This window comes from Pseudomonas sp. MIL9, from assembly GCF_016887925.1.
GTDB classification, from domain to species: Bacteria; Pseudomonadota; Gammaproteobacteria; order Pseudomonadales; family Pseudomonadaceae; genus Aquipseudomonas; species Aquipseudomonas mohnii.
In genome coordinates this window covers 1-18,193 of the sequence record NZ_JAFEHE010000010.1, presented here as the reverse complement: position 1 = coordinate 18,193, position 18,193 = coordinate 1, and the positions used below count along the sequence as shown (strand labels likewise).

Below are 18,193 nucleotides of genomic sequence, written 5' to 3'. Positions count from 1 at the left end.
TCAAGTGTAGGAAAAATACAGTGGGCTAAGCCAGGTAACGGGCGACGATCGCCCGATAGTGGCCGTCCAGGGAATAACCCCCCACGACAATGTTTCCATCACGCTGCACGGCCACCGAGGTGGCGGTGTCCAGGCTGCGACCGAGACGGGTGCGAACCCAACCGTTGCCATCGCCAAAGTCCCGGTCGAGCTGGCCGTCAGGCGCGTATCGACCCAGCAGAAAGTCGGCCTCGACGCCACCAATGGTTGCGCCGGCTACCACCACACTGCCGTCCGGTTGCGCCTGTGCGGCGGTCCATTGGCAACCGTTATGGGCGATTTCCAGCAATTGCGGTTGCCCGCCGTTGCAGTGACTGTCCGGGCGGCCATTGACGTGGACTTTCAAGGCCAGGCAGTGCATCGGCTCACGACTGCTGCCAAAACACTGCACGTCGCCATTGTCTTGCTGGACGATCTGGTTGACCTGAGCGCTATGCCCCCGCGCCTCGAAACTCATGAAGCCGTCCACGGCAAAATGGGTGTCGAGACTGCCGTCCGCGCGATAACGGGCCAGCAATCCTTCTCCGGGAAGGTTGATCGACCCGCCCACAAGGATTCGCCCGTCACGCTGAATCTTCAGGCTGCTGAGCCAAGTGTTCATCAGCAAGTGCCTGACGATCACGAACCCGCGGCCATTGAATGTGCTGTCCAGCGATCCGTCGGGGTTCAGCCGAATGAGCAGGCCGGCATGATCGGCCCGTTCGAAGTGATGGTTGGCCATCAACAGGATCCGACCGTCTGCTTGAACGTCGACATCGCAGGCTTCGGCGCCCGGAACACCGGGTGGAAGCCAGGCGTCACGCATACCATGGGAGAGATTGCCTGGCAGACGCACGATGCAGCGACCATTGTCACCGAAGTCCTGAACGGGACGACCCTGAGGGTCAAACAATGCCAGTGCGGGGAGGGTGCGGTGCGTATTGTCGTAGTGCAGGCCGACGACCAGAATGCGCTCATCGGGGAGCACGCGAACCCTGGCAGCCATGGCTTCGAAACCTCGTTGGAACTGTCCGATGACACTGCCTTGATTGCCAAAGGCGAGATCCGCCGAGCCGTCCTCCAGCAGGCGAGCCAGACCGAAGCGACTGCCGCCCTGGGTACCTACCTTGGCCGCCACCAACAGGCGGTCCCGGGAATCTATTGCGATGTCATTGGCGATGCTTGAAAGACTGCCGGCGAAATACACCTGGGATTTGCCTTGGGTGGCGAATGCAGGATCCAGTTTCCCTGCATGACTGAGTGTGGAGGGTGAAGCCACAATGGACTGGATTGACATGCACGCATCTCCTTGCGAGTCGTCCTGATCCGGGAATTGGGTGGCGACTGTATAAGGGGAATATTCAAAACCTGAATGGTTGAATGCACAACTGTCATAACTAACAGGTGGAGGGTCGCTGTGTGCCACAACAGTGTCTTTTCGAACCAGTGGCAAGCCTGCAATGTATAAAGGCACACGGAAGTTCGAATTAAGGGCATGTCATAAGTTCAGCTGGCGATGATCAGCCAACCTATTAACGACGGGAAAGGGCGCGGATTACCCCGGAGTAATCCGCAAAAAAATTAATGCGGCATTGACCACGACTGGAGCGTGTAACCTTCCTGGCTCAATTCGGCACGCGCCTGTTCGAGCAGGCGTTCAAGTTGTGCCGGGTCGGTGTAGGCGCTGCTCGGGATCAGCTTGCGGCCTATACTGTTTTTGGTGCGGTCGATAACGGTCAGGCTGAGTTCGCCGTTGCCGTCCTGTGGCGCCCAGGCCACGCACTGGAAAGGCTGGAATGCGCGGTCGGCAATCAGAAGAGCTTCGTTGATACGGAGCGGGGCGTTCATTGGATGTTCCCTCGGTTTGCCCAATCAAGTGATAGGCCGACGGTTGGGCTGACCCTCGGCAGGTTACTTGTACTGATGCCCGCAAGGGTGGTTCGGGTCACATGCAATCAAAAGAAATTTCAACTTTCTTTCATATACCCGGTTGGCCCGAGTCATTTTGAATACTGAAGGAAAGCCTGGGCTTGTCAGGTAATTATCAAAGGCTCTTCTTATAACTAATACCAGGGCCGCTCTATAGTCAAACGATACAAGGCCCTGTCAAATTCTTGCTAATGTTACAGTCAGGTTTGCCAAATGACTGTTTTTAATAATTTTTCCTGAATTTGGCGCCAAGGAACAGTCATGAGCGATGCGCCTGCCTTAAGACGTTTACTTGTGGTGGATCCGTGCGACGACTGCCATCGGCTGTTGCCCGGATTACGCTCCGTGGGTTGGGACGTTGACAGCTGCACGCTGGAAAACGCCACCGACCGAACGTGTGACGTAGGCTTGTTGCGTTTGCAGCCTTGGCATCTCGAGCACCCGGACGCCGTCAAAGAGGTGATCAGCCGCAGCGGTACCGAGTGGATCGCCGTGCTCAACCAGGAAGTGCTTCGACTGCAGAATGTCGGGGACTTCGTCTGCGAGTGGTTTTTCGATTTCCATACCTTGCCTTTCGATGTCTCCAGAGTCCAGGTGACGCTGGGCAGGGCTTTCGGCATGGCCCGTCTTCGCGGGCAGGGCACGGTGCATATCGATCAGCCCGAGCACGAGTTGCTCGGTGACAGCAAGCCAATACGCGAGTTGCGCAAGCTCCTGAGCAAACTGGCGCCTACGGAGTCTCCAGTGTTGATTCGCGGCGAAAGCGGAACAGGTAAAGAGTTGGTCGCCCGCACGCTGCATCGGCAATCGTTGCGTCACAACAAACCCTTTGTCGCGATCAATTGTGGCGCGATTCCCGAGCACCTGATTCAGTCCGAACTGTTCGGCCACGAGAAGGGTGCCTTTACTGGCGCCCATCAACGCAAGGTCGGGCGAATAGAAGCGGCTAATGGCGGTACGCTGTTCCTCGACGAAATCGGTGACCTGCCTCTTGAACTACAGGCGAACCTGTTGCGCTTCCTCCAGGAGAAGCATATCGAGCGGGTGGGTGGCAGTCAGCCGATCCCCGTGGATGTGCGAGTGTTGGCCGCGACCCACGTCGATCTCGAGGCCGCGATCGAGAAGAAGCGCTTTCGCGAAGATCTGTATTATCGCCTGAACGTCTTGCAGGTCTCGACCGCGCCCCTGCGTGAGCGCAATGGCGATCTGTCGATGCTGGCCAACCACTTTTCCCATTTCTACAGTCATGAAACCGGCCGCCGTCCGCGCAGCTTCAGTGAGGATGCCTTGATAGCCATGGGCAAGCATGACTGGCCGGGCAATGTTCGCGAACTGGCCAACCGGGTACGACGCGGGTTGGTTCTGGCCGAAGGCCGGCAGATCGAAGCGCGAGACCTGGGGCTGATCAGCCATCAAGCCGTTTCCGCACCGATGGGCACGCTGGAAGACTACAAACACCGGGCAGAACGTCAGGCGTTGTGCGATGTGCTTAACCGTCATAGCGACAACTTGAGCATCGCTGCCAAGGTGTTAGGGATATCCAGGCCGACCTTCTACCGTTTGCTGCACAAGCATCAGATACGTTGATCAACGGATATCTAGCTGCAACTGAATGCTCCGAACGCTCGCAGGATCCAACAAAAAACCCGCTGAAACAGCGGGCTTTTTGTGGGTGCAGCATTAGAAGTAGTACGGGAATTTCAGGCTGAAGGAAAAATCGGGCGCGTCATCGGTCATCCCGATGGACAGTTGCGGGACGATCGTCAGGTTATCGCTTGCTGCCAGGGTCATGCCGATGTTGAAGTTGGCCGAGTTGTAATCGCTGTTGGTGATGGATTGCCAATCACCCCCGTCCGGCTTGATCTTGCTCTTGCGGGCGAATTGATCGGTGAACGAGAACGACATACTCATCTTCTCGTTCAAGGCGAATGCGATGCCGGCACCGATCTGCCAGGAATCGCCCAGTTTCACATCCCCCTTCACCTTGGAGTCGACCTGGGGGCTGATGTCGCTGAAAGATTCCTGCATGTTGTAGGTATAGGCCAGGCTGCCGAACAGCACGGCCGGGTCGAACGTCTTGACCAGCGAGATGCCCGGGGTGATTGACCAGACACCATTACCGGTCGGCAAGCTTTCGGGGACCGCCAGGTTATTGTTGCCCGGGACCTCAACCAATTTGATGCCGTAAGGGTCTTCACCGGTGGGGGCCTTGATGCGCAATGTGGCGACCGCGTCGGGATAGTTGGCCGACTCATCCAGAAACTTGTAGGCAACCCCTACGTTGACATCGCCGATGGTCGGGTCGCGGGTAACGGTTGCGTCCGACGTCACCGGTGCTGCGCCACCGGCACCACCGGAGGAATACGTCGATTCGCGATAAACCACGGGAACGTTGATGTCGAACTGCCAGCGTTGAGCCACGTTGTAGCGGGCGGTCAGGTCCAGGGTCCAGTTATCCGCCTTGATGCGGTCGATGTTGATGTTGCCGAGAAAAATCGAGTCCAGTGCCAGGAAGCCGTTGAGCGTTAACGCGCGGGTATCGTAGTGCGTGTAGGTCAGGCCGGTTTCGACGCTGAACTTGCCGCCTCCGAAGAAGCCGCTGGCTTCGTCATACAGGTTGGAAACGCTTTGCGCAGGCTCCGAGTCATCCTTGAGCGACTGACCGTATGAACTGCCCGTAGCTCCCGACCCAGAGGTGGCCACTGTCTGGCCACCCTTGGTCTTTTCCGCGGGGGATTTGGTCAGGCGCTTGGGTGCCGGTGTCGCCGGTGTTTCTTCGACCTGGCGAACGCGCTGCTCGAGTACCATCAGCGCGTTCTGTTGTGCTTCGTAACGTTGTTTCAGCTCCATGAGTTCTTGTTTTAGTGCTTCGACCTGGGGATCCGGTGCTGCGTACAGCAATGAAGCCGGGGCCAGGCTACTCAAACAAACGATAGCCCTGAACGTTAAAGATCGATGCATGGGTGAGCCGTCCCTTCTGACACGTCTGGTGACACTGAGCGTAGATCAGAATCCGCTGGTGCGTAGCCCTCTGAGCTGGTCTAGATTGCCGCTCAGCGAGCCGGCTGTCGGAACGGTGTCACGCAGCACGACATTGAGCGATGTGATGTTGCGTACCTGGTTGCCGGTGCCGAGCAGCGTCGTGTTCTGCAGCAGCCCGCCCTGGGCCAGGCGTTGTACCGTACTGCCCTGGTTGTTGCTGGCCAGAATGTTGAGTTGTATGCCACTACCGGTCAAGGAAACGCTCATCGAACCCGCATCGTTGGCGCCGGTTAATGTCGAGCCAGCGGCCAATGCCTGGCCCTGCTGTTGTGTGGCTGGTGCCTGATTGGCCTTGGTCACGTTGATATAAACGTTGTTGTAGGCCGTGTTGTAGTCACCGGCAGCACGCGTGACTTGTGTGACACCTTCGGTGCTATTGAGGCCGCTGCCACCAATGACGATGCCGGTGCCTTGTGATCGCGACGTTCCAGTGCCTTTTTCATCGATCTTCGACACGTAGAACTGTGGCTGGATGGTGGATTGTTGAATCTGCATCGAGGACGTTGCCCCGATCACTTCACCGTTGGCATTTTGCCAGGTGCTGGTCATGGCGATGCCGAAGCTGATGATGCGTCCGGGCATGACAAAGCGGCCGCGCAGGGTCGCCAATTGCTGGTCAGTCAGTTCGATGGGTTTGAAAGTCTCTGCATGGGTTGGCAGGCTGGCGGCGAGGCAAGCCAGTGCCAGCCAGATTGGAGTCTTCATTGGATACTCCCGGAGCGTCGTGCTCCCTTGTTATTAGAAGAAGTCGCTTTGGATGAATCCGAAATCCATCAACTCGGCGTCTTGCACCGGGTTGAAGGTATTGATGCGATTCTTGGCGCTCAGTGGCAACGGCGGGTCGAGCAACGCATTGGTTTTGTCGTAGCCCTGACCGATGACGGCAAAGATGATGCCGTTCCAGCCTTTGACAAAGTCGTCGACTTTGTAGCGTTTATGACCGAGTACCGGATCCCCGATATAGACCCAGCCGTCATGAACCCTTTGCATGACTACAAAATGTTTGTAGCCACGGATATCCATGAGTACCACCACCGGGATTTTGATATCACCCAGGGTTTCCGGCGCCACCCGGTAGCCACGGGCGCGCATGCCGATGCTTTCCACGTAGTGCTTCATGTCGAGCATGGAGAAGCCCTGAACGCGGACAAGATCCTGGTCGGAGTGTGCCAGCATGCCTTCGATGATCTGGTCTTCCGTGACGTCCAGCCAATAGGCTTGGCGCAAAATGGTCGCCAGCGCTGCTGCGCCACAACTGAAGTCGGTTTTCTGTTGCACCAGGTCGGCAAATTTACGCTCGCGGATGCTCTGGATCGGCTTGAATACCACCGCACCGCCCGGCAGGACGGACAGCGGCATTTGTGCAGCCTCGATCACACTGGTCACGCAAAGCAAAAATGCCAAGGCGATAATGCGCATGGGGGGATGCCCTCTGGCCATGTTGAAAAAAGGCCCCCGTAAGGGGGCCTCCAGAGACAGCATTAGAACGACTGGTTGGAGATGGCCAGCGAGTTGCTTTGTTGGTTGCCCACACCAGCAGCCACGTTGACACCCAGGTTGCCGCTGCCGCCATTCACCGAACCACTCAGGGTTGCGGTGTTGGTCACAGGGTTTGCCCAGCCGGTTGGAGTCAGCACTTGATAGGAGTAGGTATTACTCAAATCAAATGAACTGCTTTCGCTGTAGCTCTTCGTTACGTCTTTCGACGAAGCGGACGATTTCTCGCCAGATTTGTCGTACGAGGAGTCAAACGATTTTGTGAACGAGGAATCGTGCGATTTTGTGTAGGACGAATCGGACGAATTGCTGTTCGACGTATTGAGAGAACCACTGGCCGATGCATCAAGCGATGCGCTCAGCGATGCATCAGCACTCCGGCTGCGAGTGTGATCGGCGCCGCCGTTATTCCAGGTGAACGATCTGGAAGCACTCGCCGATGCGTCCAGGTTAGCGTTCAGAGAAGCATCGAAAGAAGCACTGCTGGTAGCACTGGAATCCGCGCTTCTGGATCCGCTGGCATCGAAGCTTTTTGATCCGCTTGCATCGAAGCTATTGGAACCGCTCGCGGCCCAGCTGCTGCTAGCGCTCTTATCAACGCTAAAACTGGAGTCCTTGTTAAAGGAGGCACTGCCACTGGCTGTTTTGGTAACAGTCACCGTATCCACGCGATAAGTCCGGTCGGCGACGTTGTTCACGGTCAGGCCAGGGCTGCTTTGATTAGCCGAGGCAGTGGCTGTAGCGCTGCCCAGCGGCGAGTTGGAGTTGGCAATTGCCATGGTGTTTTTCTGTTGGTTAAGGTCACCACCAGCAATGTTGATACCCATATTGCCGCTGCCGCCGTTACCCGAGCCACTCATCGTTGCAGTGTTTGTGACGCCGTAGTTATCGACCCGGTTGTTGTTGCCGTATTGAGTGACTTTGGCGGTGGCAGTGGCATTGCCGAACACGAAGCTGTTATCCAGGCTTGAGTCGGAGGAGGCGTTGGCGATGGCCGCCGCGTTGTCTTGTTGGTTGCCACTGCCGCCTGCCACGTTGACGCCCACGTTGCCGCTGGCACCGGAGGCAGAACTGCTCATCTCGGCAGAGTTTTGAGTGCCTTCGTTATAGATGCGGTTGCCGGTACTGGTCTGCTTGTCGGTGGCACTTGCCGTTGCACTGACAAGGATTTTGGTTGGAGGAGGAGGCGTATGGCCGTGGTGATGGTCACGCCGATCGTTTTGCCCAGCTTGTACAGCAACAGCCATGACCGCAGCAATTGCGAAAACCAGAGGCTTTAGTGCCATCGAAGGTTTCATGGTGATTCTCCGTACTTATTTTAGGTTAAGTGTTGAAACTACCTGTTTGGGTCAATCCGCGACCCGTATGCTGAGGGTGTTAGCCATGCGGTTTCCCACCCCTGCACTCTGATTCAACTGAATTACCCCGCGGCTACCGGTGAAGGCCTGGTCGCTGGTAGCGACCTGGCGAAAGCCTGGTGCAGAGTCAGTTGGATCGGAGTTGTTGAGCAGCGTCACGTTCTGTTGCATGAGGACGCTGTCGTCGATGCTTTGCGGCTGAGCACTGATGCTGATACGCAGTGCGTTGGCTTGCTGGGTATTGGCGCCCGAGCTCTGGTTCACGCCCAGTACGCCGTTGCCGTTACTGAAGGAGTTACCCTGGATGCTCGAGCGCGCATCCATGGCGGGGTCGACCTGGCCGCGCAACCGTTGGCGAATCTGTACCGTCGCGCTGGCTCCATGGCCAATGGCGATGGCCCGGGCGTTGGCCTGTTGCTGTAGATCGCCAGCCGCCTGGTTGACGGAGAAGTTGCCTTGGTATTGCGCGCCTGAATTATCGATTTCGGCATTATTGATGACGGGAGGTTGGGCAAAGGCCGATGTACTACTGCAAAGCATGGCGATAATCAGCAGCGTGCGATTCATCTCAACGGTCTCCCGTTATGATTCTCAAAGCGCCCAGGCCTTGCTGGACGTTTGAATTGACCATGTTGGCAATGCCGTTGTTGCCCGAATTTCCCGAACGCCCGGCGGGGACGTTGGAAAGTTGTGTCTGGTTGGTGATGTTGCCGCCCAGGTTATTGGTGCCTTGGGCGACCAGGCGTGAAATGCCTGCACCACTGGCAACGCTGGCAAAGTCACCGTCGCTCAACTCGCTCGTCTGATTGAGGATTTGTTTCGACGGGTTGGCATTGGCGGTCGTGGGGTTAGGATCGGGAGCCACTGGCGCGCGTGTCGCCATGCGCACCTGGACATCACGTTTGATAATGATGATGCCGTTGTCGGCCTGTACTGGCAGGCAAACACTTGAGCCCAATGCACATCCGATCAGCAGGAGGCTAAAAATGTGGTTATCAAGTTTCCCCACGGCGGCAATTCCTTCTGTAAGTGGAACGCTGGCCCTTATCAGCGTTGCGAGGAAGACAGCAGAAGGTGTGCCGGTTTTTGTTTTTCTTTAAAAAACAGTGAGTTGTATACATTTGTCGTGGCGGTCAAAAAAATTTGTATCACCGCTGAGACAAAACCACGCAAAAACGCCGTCCAGATGGGCGCCATTGCTCGTCAAGGTGGCTTGAGGCAGGTTGTATCAGTGGCTTAACATTTTCTTGTTGCAGCGCTCGGGCCGCTTTAGTTCGAGGGTTTGCGCGGGGGAGGGTGTTTCAGGAATGGACATATGTGAAAGGGCAGGGTAGCCCTGTCAGGCCTTGAGCAAGCGTGTCACGACCTCGAATGCGGTGTCCTTGCGCTGTTGCCAGTCACCTTCAAGTACCTGATAACGCTGGTGGTTCAGCTCAAGCCATTGGCGGCTGGCCTGGAAAAACGCCTGGCGTTCTGCCAGTTGTGGCTGGCAACGTTGTCCATCGTCATGCCAGGCCACGTTTTCCGGGCTCAGCAACAAATGCATGTCGTAGTGCCGTGCCAGCAGTGCCTGCTCGATCCAGGTCGGGCAAGCGCGAAACAACGTACGACTCCAAAGAATGTTGCTTAAAAGATGCGTATCGAGGATCAGCAGCGACGGCTGTGAGGCACGTGCGACATCCTCCCAGGTCAGCTGGCCATGTGCTATTGATTCAATATCATCGTAGCAGGTTTCCCGGGCCTCGCTTTCGATGAAGTGCCTGACGTACTCATCGACCAATATGCCGCCAAAGTTGGCGTGAATCTCACTCGAAAGCCAGCTTTTGCCACTCGATTCCGGCCCTGCCAGCACCAGCACCTTCATGGGCATGGCACCGGATCACTGCGCCATGAGCGCCAGCCCTGAATGGCCAGCAGGGTGAACAGGCCATACAGGGCCGCCGTCACGTACATCCCCTTGTACAGGAACAGGCCGACGAAAATACAATCCAGGACGATCCACAGCGGCCAGCATTGCAAGCGTTTTTGCGCCATCCACCACTGCGCCACGAGGCTGAAGGCGGTGAGGAAAGCGTCGAGCCAAGGCTGGGCGGCATCGGTCCAGTGCGCCATGGCGGCGCCCAGCAACAGACTGCCCGCCGCACCGATGGCCAGTCCCGACGCCACCGCGTGTTTGCCCAGCCGGCTGACCTCGCGTCCATGATGCGCATCGCCGGCGCGCGTCCACTGCCACCAGCCATAGAGCTGCAATGCGGCGTAAATCACTTGCAGCAGCATGTCCGAATACAGCTTCACCTCGAAAAAAATCCAGCTATAGACAAGCACCATGACCAGGCCGATCGGCCAGCACCAGGGGTTCTGTTTGACCGTCAACCAGACGGCAATGACACCGAGGGCGGCGGCAAACAGTTCAAGCCCGGACATGGAGTTTCCTTGGGGGAAGTCGAAGAAGGGGCGGATTGTAACTGAAGATCAAACGATCGCAGCCTTTGGCGGCGCCAGCAGGCGCTGCCAGAGGCTCGGGTCGCGTTCGGACGACCTTTTTTCGAATTAAACCCGGAACTGCCTGAGCAAGCCGTTCAATTGCTCGCTCAATTCCTTCAGCCTCATGCTCGCCTTGCTGGATTGTTCAGCCGCCAGCGCGGTGCTGTGGGACAACCCGGCGGCTTGGGTGACGTTCTGGTTGATGTCTTCGACCACATGGGCCTGTTGCAGGGTGGCGCTGGCGATGGACGCATTCAGGCCGTTGAGGTTGCGCAATGCCTGGCCGATGGCATTCAGACTTGTACCGGCCAGACCCGCCTGCTCGATGGTCAGCTGCGAAGCCCGGCTACTGTCGCCAATCACCTTGACCGCCGCCTCGGAATGACTTTGCAGTTGCTCGATCATCGACTGGATTTCCGCCGTGGACTTCTGGGTCCGCTGGGCCAGCAGTCGAACCTCGTCGGCTACCACCGCGAAACCCCGACCTTGCTCGCCGGCCCTTGCTGCCTCGATGGCAGCGTTGAGCGCCAGCAGGTTGGTCTGATCGGCAATCGAGCGGATCACTTCCAGAACGCCGCCGATCTGCGTGCTTTCGGTGGCCAGGGTGCGGATCACGTCCACGGCCTGATTGATGGTGCACGACAACGTGTCGATCTGCTGCAGGCTGCCATCAATGTTGACCTGGCCTTGTTGGGCCTGGGCTTCGGCATCGCGCATTTCGCTGGCGGCATGTTCGGCATTCTTTGCCACATCCTGCACGCCGGAAGTCACTTCATTGATCGCCGTAGCCACCCGTTCCATCTGCTGCGACTGTTGCTGGCTGCGTTGCTGGGCCTGGGTTGCGTCGTTGCCCAATTCGCTGGACGATTGGCCTAACGCGCTGGCGCAGACCTGCAGTTCACCGATGACCTGGCGCAATTTGGCGGTAAAGGCATTGAAGTGCCGGGCCAATTGTGTGACTTCATCCTGACCGTGGGTGTCGAGGCTGCGGGTCAAATCGCTTTCACCGCTGGCGATGTTGGCCATCGCGTTGACGGTTTCCTGAAGCGGGCGAACGATGCTGCGGGCGATGAGGATCACCAGTGCCGCCATGATCAGCGCGATTGCAAAGCCAATGACCGAGGCTTTCCAGAACTGGCCATTGAATTCGGCTTGCATGTCATCGATGTACACGCCCGAGCCGATCATCCAGCCCCAGGGCTCGAAGAGTTTGACGTAGGAGGTTTTTTCCACGGGCTCGCTGGCGCCGGGTTTTGGCCAGCGGTAATTGATGATCCCGGCGCCCTTGCTCCTGGCCACCGTGACCATCTCATTGAATATCGCAACACCGTCGGGGTCGCGGATCGCCGAGAGATTCTGGCCGTCCAGCTTGGGGTTGGCCGGGTGCATGATCATCACCGGCGTCAGATCGTTGATCCAGAAGTAATCGTTCTGGTCGTAACGCAGTCCGCGAACGGCGGTCAGCGCCTGTTTCTGCGCGGCCTCGCGGGTGAGCGTGCCGGCGGTTTCGAGGTCGTGATAGTAAGTGAGGATGCCACTGGCGGTTTGCACCACATGCTGGGTTTTCTGTGCCTTGGCGACATACAGGTCATCGTGAATCTGCTTGAGCATCAAGACGCCCAAGGCCAGCAGCATCATGACGGCCACGACCAGGATGAGCCACAAGCGCCGGCTGATCGACATATTGCGCAAGCTGTTCATAACGCGGTGCTCCGTTTTCTTGTTCTTGTAATGAATGATCGCCTGCATTCGGCCTGGCCCGATATCGCGAAAGCACTTATCGGACTTGTCTGATAGGATTTCGGCCCCGCACGGGAAAACCTGAATCCAAATGTTTCACGGATTTTTCATGGCCAGGTGTGGATCCTGAAAGCGTGCGAATTCAACTACGCTGGTCGCGATAAATGTTTTTAAAAATACTAACGGGGCATGCACGGGTGCATAGCCTTTTGGGGGATTGATGGATCTTTGGACTGCCTTTCAGGCTTTGATTCTTGGCGTTGTAGAAGGGCTGACAGAGTTTTTGCCCATTTCCAGTACCGGGCACCAGATTATCGTGGCCGACTTGCTCGACTTCGGTGGCGAGCGGGCCATGGCATTCAACATCATCATCCAGCTCGGGGCGATCCTGGCGGTGGTGTGGGAGTTCCGCCGCAAGATTTTCGATGTGGTCATCGGTTTGCCGACCCAACCCAGTGCGCGACGCTTTACCGCGAACCTGTTGATCGCCTTCCTGCCTGCCGTGGTTCTGGGAGTGATTTTTGCTGACCTGATCCACCATTACCTGTTCAACCCGATCACCGTGGCGACGGCCCTGGTGGTGGGTGGCATCATCATGCTATGGGCTGAACAGCGTCAGCATGAAGTGCATGCCGATACCGTGGACGAGATCACTTGGAAAGACGCACTGAAAGTCGGGTTCGCCCAGTGCCTGGCGATGATTCCGGGTACTTCGCGTTCCGGCTCGACGATCATCGGCGGCCTGTTGTTTGGTCTGTCGCGTAAAACCGCCACCGAGTTCTCGTTCTTCCTGGCCATGCCGACCATGGTGGGTGCGGCCGTGTACTCGGGCTACAAGTACCACAAGCTGTTCGTGGCGGCTGATTTTCCGGTGTTCGCCCTTGGCTTCGTGACCGCATTCATTTTCGCGATGATTGCCGTGCGCGGGTTGCTCAAGTTCATCGCCAGCCACAGCTACGCGGCGTTCGCCTGGTATCGCATCGCCTTCGGCCTGCTGATTCTGGCCACGTGGCAGTTTGGCTGGATAGACTGGACCGCGGCCAAGCCATGAGTGATTCCAGCGCGCGCTATCATTGCGGAGGCAAGTCCGGTGGACATATCCAGCATCTACGCCTGAAGCTGCTGGTGTTCGTGACCCTGTGCGCGCTGCCGTTGTTCGGGTCGATGTCGTTGTGGTTGCGTGGGGTGTCTTTGATTCCCCTCGCGGCCTACGGCATCGTCAGCCTGCTGACGTTTTTGCTGTACTGGAGCGATAAGCGCAAGGCCCGTGTCGATCAATGGCGAACGCCGGAAAACGTGCTGCATGCACTGGAGTTCGCAGGCGGCTGGCCGGGGGCGTTGCTGGCGCAACAAGTGTTTCGGCACAAGACGCGCAAGGTCTCGTTTCAACTGGTGTTCTGGCTCATCGTGATGCTGCACCAAGTGTTCTGGATCGACTTGCTGTTTCTCGGCGCAAACCTGTTGGCACTGTTCTAAAGCAATAACCCGACCTGCGTTCGTTTGGGCAGTTTGCTCACCACCAGTTGATGAGAGCGTTGCAACAAGCCTTGCAACTCTTCGGCACCCAGCGGGTAGGGCGCGTTCATGATGATCCACTGGGCCCGCGCCAGATAAGGCGCTGGATGAATGCCCGGACGGTCGCAATGACCGAGGAACAAATCCTTGTCGACCTTGAACGCCAGGGATTCGCCGCGCAGGTTCTGCAGCGCGAACATCTTGTTTCCGGCAACCGAAAACACCCGTACGCCTCCCCATTTATAGTCTTCCCGCGCACCGGGCAGTGCCAGGCAGAATGTCGCGACGTCCACTTCGCTCATGCGTCCAGCCTTCATATCAAACGGTCCCCGCAGGCATTGAATGTTTCGATCAAATGGTCGAGCCAGGCACGCACGGCCGGCATCACCCCGCGTCGATGAGGGTAGACCGCTTGCAGCCAGCCACCCGGCAGCGACCATTCAGGCAACAACTGCACCAGCGAACCATTGGCCAGTTCTTGCTCGCAATACATCATCGGTAGCGTGGTAAACCCCTGCCCGGCGAGGGCGCAGGTCTTGCGTACGATGAAGTCGTCGACGCCCAGGCGCGCTTCCATTGCCAGATCGTGGCTTTTGCCCTGGTGATCGAGCAGGCGGATGTGTACCAGCCGATCCGGTTCGAGGGCGCCGAGCACTGGCAGGTCTTTCAAATCATCGGGGCGGTTGATTTCATGTCCCAGCAGGAATGTGGGGCTGGCCACCAGGAGCATCTGTGCCTGGCGCAAGCGGCGGGTCACCAACAGCGGATCTTCATCGCCCGGTTCACGCACGCGCAGCGCGACATCCACGCCTTCGGTGACCAGATCGACGCGGCGATTGACCAGCACCACCTCGAGTTGCACCTGGGGGAATTTCTCCAGAAAGCTGCTGATGACTTCCGGCAGAATCTCGTGGGCCAGGCCGACCGGGGAGGACACCCGCAAACGTCCTCGGGGTTCGCTGGACATGCTGGCGACGGCTTCATCGGCCATTTCGGCTTCCAGCAGCATGGCCTGACAGTGCCGCAGGTAGCGTTCGCCCACGGCGGTCAGTTTCAGCTGGCGAGTGGTTCGTTGCAGCAGGCGCGCGCCCAGGCGTTCTTCCAGTTCGGCGATACGTCGCGACAACCGCGACTTGGGAATGCCCAGCAAACGCCCGGCCGCCGCGAAGCCGCCGGCTTCCACCACCTTGGCGAAATAATAAAGGTCATTGAGGTCTTGCATGGCTGATGACTCTATCGTTCTATCAGTGAGACAAACTATCGCATTGTTGCGCCCTAATCACCTATTGGTTTCATCTGTAGGATTGTTTCCATCAGATCGCCCTTGTAGCGATCCTCACCTGGAGATCCCACATGAAACTGCTGCATATCGATTCGAGCATTCTTGGTGACAACTCGGCTTCCCGTCAGCTGAGCAGTGAAGTCGTGAAAGCCTGGCAAGTCGCCGAACCATCCGCCGTGGTGACTTACCGCGACCTGGCAGCCGATGCCATCAGCCATTTTTCGTCGACCACCCTGGTGGCTGCCGGCACCGCCGCTGAATTGCGCAACGCCGCACAGCAGCACGAAGCCGAACTCAGCGCTTCCACACTGGCCGAATTCCTCGCCGCCGATGCCGTGGTGATTGCAGCCCCGATGTACAACTTCACTGTTCCGACCCAACTGAAGGCCTGGATCGATCGCATCGCCGTTGCCGGTCAGACCTTCCGCTACACCGAGGCCGGTCCCGAGGGGCTGTGCGGTGGCAAGAAAGTGGTGATCGTTTCGACTTCCGGCGGGCTGCATGCCGGCCAGGCAACCGGCGTTGCCCACGAAGACTACTTGAAAGTGTTGTTCGGTTTCATCGGCATCACTGACATCGAATTCGTGCGTGCCCATGGCCTGGCCTATGGTGACGATGTCCGTAACAAAGCCATGAGCGACGCTCACGAGCAGATCAGCGAGCAGTTGTTCGCCGCCGCGTAAGGCTTGCGTAAAGACTTCAAGCCGGTTGGGCAAACCCTCAAAAAACTCTGTATTCTGAATGCGCAAGTATCAGATGCGGAGTTTTTTGTTTCTGTCTATTTCGTTTTGTGGCCCAAGTTATGCAGTCGAGGGTTTATGTCTTTAATCCGGTAACAAGGTGGGGCATCCCATGGTGCGTCTTTGTGCAACTTTACTGATTTGCCTGCTCAGCAGCCTGAATACAGTGCACGCCGCCCCTGCGCCGCATCCTCACTGGAGCGTCGGCTACCACGAGATGAAGTTTCTCGACCCGCTGGACTTGCAACCGATGCGTGCCATCGCCTTCTACCCATCGAGCGAAAAGGAACACTCCAGCCGACTCGAGGGTTACACCGTCGAGGCAGGTGAAGACACTAAAGTCGCCATCGGCCGATTCCCCATGCTGATGCTGTCCCACGGCAACACCGGAACCCCGCTGGCCCTGCATGACCTCGCCACCTCGCTGGCGCGCAAGGGTTTTGTGGTGGTGGCGGTGATTCACCCCGGCGACAACTCCAAGGATCACAGTCGTCTCGGCACCTTAAGCAATCTGTACGGGCGGCCGATCCAGATTTCCGAAGCCATCACTGCGACCCTGGGCGACCGCATGCTGTCGCCGTTCGTCAATGCTGATCAGGTGGGCGTCATCGGTTACTCGGCCGGAGGCGAGACAGCATTGATTCTGTCCGGTGCGACTCCGGACCTGGACCGCCTGCGCCGTTATTGCCAGGAGCGTCCGGATGACCGTGATGCCTGCAACACCCGGGGGGAATTGATCGTCGACCGCGATGACCTGCAACCGGTGGCCGATCCACGCGTCCACGCGCTAATGCTGATGGCGCCGCTGAGCTTGAAGTTCGGTCGCCACACGCTGGCCGATGTGCACGTGCCCGTGCTGCTTTACAGCGGTGACGGCGACAAACTGGTGCCCATCGACAAAAACGCGGTGGCTTTGGCGCGCAAGCTGCCTGTCGCGCCGGACTTCAAGTTGCTGGCCGGGGCAGGGCACTTTGTATTCATGGCACCGTGCAACGACGAGCAGATCGTCATCATGCCGGCGCTGTGTACTGATGCCGATGGCGTTGACCGCGAAGACATTCACCGCAACATGATCTCTGAAGCCGGGAGCTTCTTCTCCCGCACGCTGGGCAAGGCGACGCGGGCCGGGATGCAGACTGCCGATCAGTAGGCGTCACGCCATGGCCCGGTGCTTGAGCAACAGGGTCAACCCCAATCCGCTGACCGACAACACCGCTGCGCTGAAGAAAATCCATGCGTACCCCAGGTTCAGCGCGATCGCGCCCATCAAGGGGCCGGCAATCGCCAGCGCCAGGTCGAAAAACACGGCATAAGCGCTCAATCCGGCACCACGGCTGGCGTTGGGCACCTGCTTGATCGCCTCGACACCCAGCGCCGGGTACACCAACGACAGGCCGAAGCCGGTCAGGCCGGCACCGATCAAGGCGTAGGCGGTCGAAGGCGCGAACCACAGCAGCATCAGGCCGACGGTTTCAATGGTCATGCAGGCGATGGCCGAGGCGAATCCACCGAAACGGCTGATGCTGGAGATGAACAGCAGGCGCGCCAGAATGAAACACACGCCGAAGACGGTGAGGCAATAAGCCGCGCCGGTCCAGCCACGATTGAGGTAATACAAGGTGATGAAAGTGGTCAGGGTGCCGTAGCCAATGGAGGCCAGGCACAGGCTCGCACCGAACGGCGCAATGCGCCCGAAAACTGCCCAGAAGGGCAAGCGCTCGCCCCGGATCACTGGTACCGACGGCTTGTTACGAATCAGCAGCAGTGCTGCCAGGGCCAGCACCGACAGGGCGATGCCCAGGCTGACGAAGCCCAGTTGATCGACCATCACCACGCCCAGTGGCGCGCCGATGGCAATCGCGCCATACGAAGCGATGCCGTTCCAGGAAATCGAACGCGCGGTGTGTTCGGCCCCTACCTGGCCCATGCACCAACTGATGGTGCCGACTCCGATCAAGCCTTGGGCAATCCCAAGCAGCAAGCGGCCGGCGATCAGGATCAACAAGCTTAATAAAGGAACGCTTTGCAGCAAGGTCGACAGCCACGTCAACACGCCGCTCAACACAATCCCGGACAACCCGTAAATGATCGCCCGCTTGGTGCCGACATTGTCGGACATGCGTCCCGCCATGGGCCGACTGAGCAGGGTAGCGAGATATTGCGAACCGATGGTCAGCCCTGCGACAACGGCACTGAACCCCAGTTGTTCATGGACATAGCCGGGCAGCACCGCAATCGGCAGGCCGATGCAGAGAAAGGCAATAAAGGTATAGAAGACGATGGAGACGATCTGCAGGGTGATCGCCATGGAGCTTTGCGGTGGCTGTTGCTGCGCAGACATGAGAGCTCGTTCGCGGGCGGCGGTGGGAGAACGGCATGATGGCTTGGCGTTGATATAAAAGAAAACAGGCTAACTACTTTTGCCATGACATTTTCGCTGTTGCTCGCGATGATTGATGCACCGACAAGAAACCTTGGTCTGAAATGCAAAAAAGCCCCGTCACAAGGACATAATGCTGTTCACTTAAGCATTTGAGTCAAAGCCGGGCTTCCTAGAAAATCCGATGCCAGACCTCTGGCATCGGATT

General features: G+C 57.9%; 19 protein-coding genes. 5 read left to right on the top strand and 14 right to left on the bottom strand.

Going from position 1 to position 18,193, the window contains the following annotated elements:
* Positions 1 to 25: 25 nt before the first annotated feature.
* Positions 26 to 1,315, bottom strand: a complete 1,290-nt coding sequence (locus JQF37_RS12700) for a hypothetical protein (RefSeq protein WP_130206097.1) — start codon at positions 1,313 to 1,315, stop codon at positions 26 to 28.
* A 284-nt stretch (positions 1,316 to 1,599) separates the two neighbouring features.
* Positions 1,600 to 1,866 (bottom strand): hypothetical protein, encoded by a 267-nt coding sequence (locus JQF37_RS12695; protein WP_130206095.1) that lies wholly within the window; start codon positions 1,864 to 1,866, stop codon positions 1,600 to 1,602.
* A gap of 342 nt (positions 1,867 to 2,208) precedes the next feature.
* Between JQF37_RS12695 and JQF37_RS12690 the strand changes: the two genes are divergently transcribed.
* Positions 2,209 to 3,534 (top strand): sigma-54 dependent transcriptional regulator, encoded by a 1,326-nt coding sequence (locus tag JQF37_RS12690; protein WP_130206093.1) that lies wholly within the window; start codon positions 2,209 to 2,211, stop codon positions 3,532 to 3,534.
* Between the two features lie 93 nt (positions 3,535 to 3,627).
* Here the strand turns inward: JQF37_RS12690 and JQF37_RS12685 are convergent, their stop codons facing one another.
* The 9 genes from JQF37_RS12685 to JQF37_RS12645 form a co-directional block, all read right to left on the bottom strand.
* The gene (locus JQF37_RS12685; protein ID WP_130206091.1) at positions 3,628 to 4,908 is read right to left on the bottom strand and encodes a hypothetical protein; all 1,281 of its coding nucleotides are present in this window, start codon (positions 4,906 to 4,908) and stop codon (positions 3,628 to 3,630) included.
* Positions 4,909 to 4,953: 45 nt separating this feature from the next.
* Positions 4,954 to 5,694, bottom strand: a complete 741-nt coding sequence (locus tag JQF37_RS12680; protein WP_130206089.1) for a hypothetical protein — start codon at positions 5,692 to 5,694, stop codon at positions 4,954 to 4,956.
* A gap of 33 nt (positions 5,695 to 5,727) precedes the next feature.
* Positions 5,728 to 6,408, bottom strand: coding sequence for a C39 family peptidase (locus JQF37_RS12675; protein WP_130206087.1), 681 nt, complete (start codon positions 6,406 to 6,408; stop codon positions 5,728 to 5,730).
* Between the two features lie 62 nt (positions 6,409 to 6,470).
* Positions 6,471 to 7,784 carry a heme utilization protein gene (locus tag JQF37_RS12670; protein ID WP_130206085.1) on the bottom strand — a complete coding sequence of 438 codons (1,314 nt, stop codon included), beginning with the start codon at positions 7,782 to 7,784 and terminating at the stop codon, positions 6,471 to 6,473.
* A 51-nt stretch (positions 7,785 to 7,835) separates the two neighbouring features.
* Positions 7,836 to 8,411 (bottom strand): adhesin, encoded by a 576-nt coding sequence (locus JQF37_RS12665; RefSeq protein ID WP_130206083.1) that lies wholly within the window; start codon positions 8,409 to 8,411, stop codon positions 7,836 to 7,838.
* A 1-nt stretch (position 8,412) separates the two neighbouring features.
* Positions 8,413 to 8,853: a hypothetical protein gene (locus tag JQF37_RS12660; RefSeq protein WP_130206081.1), complete on the bottom strand. Its 441-nt coding sequence runs from the start codon at positions 8,851 to 8,853 to the stop codon at positions 8,413 to 8,415.
* Positions 8,854 to 9,183: 330 nt separating this feature from the next.
* The gene (locus JQF37_RS12655) at positions 9,184 to 9,708 is read right to left on the bottom strand and encodes an AAA family ATPase (protein WP_130206296.1); all 525 of its coding nucleotides are present in this window, start codon (positions 9,706 to 9,708) and stop codon (positions 9,184 to 9,186) included.
* A complete protein-coding gene (gene pnuC / locus JQF37_RS12650; RefSeq protein WP_130206079.1) occupies positions 9,705 to 10,268 on the bottom strand; it encodes a nicotinamide riboside transporter PnuC in 564 nt (187 codons plus the stop codon). Before pnuC ends, JQF37_RS12655 begins: the two co-directional genes overlap by 4 nt.
* A 126-nt stretch (positions 10,269 to 10,394) precedes the next feature.
* Positions 10,395 to 12,029, bottom strand: coding sequence for a methyl-accepting chemotaxis protein (locus JQF37_RS12645; RefSeq protein ID WP_130206077.1), 1,635 nt, complete (start codon positions 12,027 to 12,029; stop codon positions 10,395 to 10,397).
* Positions 12,030 to 12,288: 259 nt separating this feature from the next.
* Between JQF37_RS12645 and JQF37_RS12640 the strand changes: the two genes are divergently transcribed.
* Positions 12,289 to 13,119: an undecaprenyl-diphosphate phosphatase gene (locus tag JQF37_RS12640; RefSeq protein WP_090469468.1), complete on the top strand. Its 831-nt coding sequence runs from the start codon at positions 12,289 to 12,291 to the stop codon at positions 13,117 to 13,119.
* Entirely contained in the window at positions 13,116 to 13,544 is a 429-nt protein-coding gene (locus JQF37_RS12635; protein ID WP_130206075.1) for a DUF1294 domain-containing protein, read from the top strand. The genes JQF37_RS12640 and JQF37_RS12635 overlap by 4 nt, the downstream gene beginning before the upstream one ends.
* Here JQF37_RS12635 and JQF37_RS12630 read toward each other — a convergent pair.
* Both JQF37_RS12630 and JQF37_RS12625 read right to left on the bottom strand, forming a co-directional pair.
* A complete protein-coding gene (locus JQF37_RS12630) occupies positions 13,541 to 13,900 on the bottom strand; it encodes an MmcQ/YjbR family DNA-binding protein (RefSeq protein WP_130206073.1) in 360 nt (119 codons plus the stop codon). The genes JQF37_RS12635 and JQF37_RS12630 overlap by 4 nt on opposite strands.
* A complete protein-coding gene (locus tag JQF37_RS12625) occupies positions 13,897 to 14,805 on the bottom strand; it encodes a LysR substrate-binding domain-containing protein (protein WP_130206071.1) in 909 nt (302 codons plus the stop codon). Before JQF37_RS12625 ends, JQF37_RS12630 begins: the two co-directional genes overlap by 4 nt.
* A gap of 131 nt (positions 14,806 to 14,936) precedes the next feature.
* On the opposite strand from JQF37_RS12625, the gene JQF37_RS12620 reads away from it, so the two are divergent.
* Together JQF37_RS12620 and JQF37_RS12615 are read left to right on the top strand one after the other, a co-directional pair.
* Positions 14,937 to 15,548: an FMN-dependent NADH-azoreductase gene (locus JQF37_RS12620; protein ID WP_047528566.1), complete on the top strand. Its 612-nt coding sequence runs from the start codon at positions 14,937 to 14,939 to the stop codon at positions 15,546 to 15,548.
* A gap of 169 nt (positions 15,549 to 15,717) precedes the next feature.
* Positions 15,718 to 16,755 carry a dienelactone hydrolase gene (locus JQF37_RS12615; protein WP_130206069.1) on the top strand — a complete coding sequence of 346 codons (1,038 nt, stop codon included), beginning with the start codon at positions 15,718 to 15,720 and terminating at the stop codon, positions 16,753 to 16,755.
* Between the two features lie 3 nt (positions 16,756 to 16,758).
* Here JQF37_RS12615 and JQF37_RS12610 read toward each other — a convergent pair whose 3' ends face one another.
* Complete coding sequence (locus tag JQF37_RS12610; RefSeq protein ID WP_130206067.1) at positions 16,759 to 17,946, bottom strand: MFS transporter; 1,188 nt, start codon at positions 17,944 to 17,946, stop codon at positions 16,759 to 16,761.
* Positions 17,947 to 18,193: the final 247 nt, after the last annotated feature.

Bases quoted from the DNA above. Each gene is read 5' to 3' on its own strand.
- JQF37_RS12610 (WP_130206067.1), bottom strand. From the start codon at position 17,946: ATGTCTGCGCAGCAACAGCCACCGCAAAGCTCCATGGCGATCACCCTG.
- JQF37_RS12615 (WP_130206069.1), top strand. From the start codon at position 15,718: ATGGTGCGTCTTTGTGCAACTTTACTGATTTGCCTGCTCAGCAGCCTG.
- JQF37_RS12670 (WP_130206085.1), bottom strand. From the start codon at position 7,784: ATGAAACCTTCGATGGCACTAAAGCCTCTGGTTTTCGCAATTGCTGCG.
- JQF37_RS12620 (WP_047528566.1), top strand. From the start codon at position 14,937: ATGAAACTGCTGCATATCGATTCGAGCATTCTTGGTGACAACTCGGCT.
- JQF37_RS12630 (WP_130206073.1), bottom strand. From the start codon at position 13,900: ATGAAGGCTGGACGCATGAGCGAAGTGGACGTCGCGACATTCTGCCTG.
- JQF37_RS12685 (WP_130206091.1), bottom strand. From the start codon at position 4,908: ATGCATCGATCTTTAACGTTCAGGGCTATCGTTTGTTTGAGTAGCCTG.
- JQF37_RS12655 (WP_130206296.1), bottom strand. From the start codon at position 9,708: ATGAAGGTGCTGGTGCTGGCAGGGCCGGAATCGAGTGGCAAAAGCTGG.
- JQF37_RS12665 (WP_130206083.1), bottom strand. From the start codon at position 8,411: ATGAATCGCACGCTGCTGATTATCGCCATGCTTTGCAGTAGTACATCG.
- JQF37_RS12645 (WP_130206077.1), bottom strand. From the start codon at position 12,029: ATGAACAGCTTGCGCAATATGTCGATCAGCCGGCGCTTGTGGCTCATC.
- JQF37_RS12625 (WP_130206071.1), bottom strand. From the start codon at position 14,805: ATGCAAGACCTCAATGACCTTTATTATTTCGCCAAGGTGGTGGAAGCC.
- JQF37_RS12700 (WP_130206097.1), bottom strand. From the start codon at position 1,315: ATGTCAATCCAGTCCATTGTGGCTTCACCCTCCACACTCAGTCATGCA.
- pnuC (WP_130206079.1), bottom strand. From the start codon at position 10,268: ATGTCCGGGCTTGAACTGTTTGCCGCCGCCCTCGGTGTCATTGCCGTC.
- JQF37_RS12695 (WP_130206095.1), bottom strand. From the start codon at position 1,866: ATGAACGCCCCGCTCCGTATCAACGAAGCTCTTCTGATTGCCGACCGC.
- JQF37_RS12635 (WP_130206075.1), top strand. From the start codon at position 13,116: ATGAGTGATTCCAGCGCGCGCTATCATTGCGGAGGCAAGTCCGGTGGA.
- JQF37_RS12675 (WP_130206087.1), bottom strand. From the start codon at position 6,408: ATGCGCATTATCGCCTTGGCATTTTTGCTTTGCGTGACCAGTGTGATC.
- JQF37_RS12690 (WP_130206093.1), top strand. From the start codon at position 2,209: ATGAGCGATGCGCCTGCCTTAAGACGTTTACTTGTGGTGGATCCGTGC.
- JQF37_RS12680 (WP_130206089.1), bottom strand. From the start codon at position 5,694: ATGAAGACTCCAATCTGGCTGGCACTGGCTTGCCTCGCCGCCAGCCTG.
- JQF37_RS12640 (WP_090469468.1), top strand. From the start codon at position 12,289: ATGGATCTTTGGACTGCCTTTCAGGCTTTGATTCTTGGCGTTGTAGAA.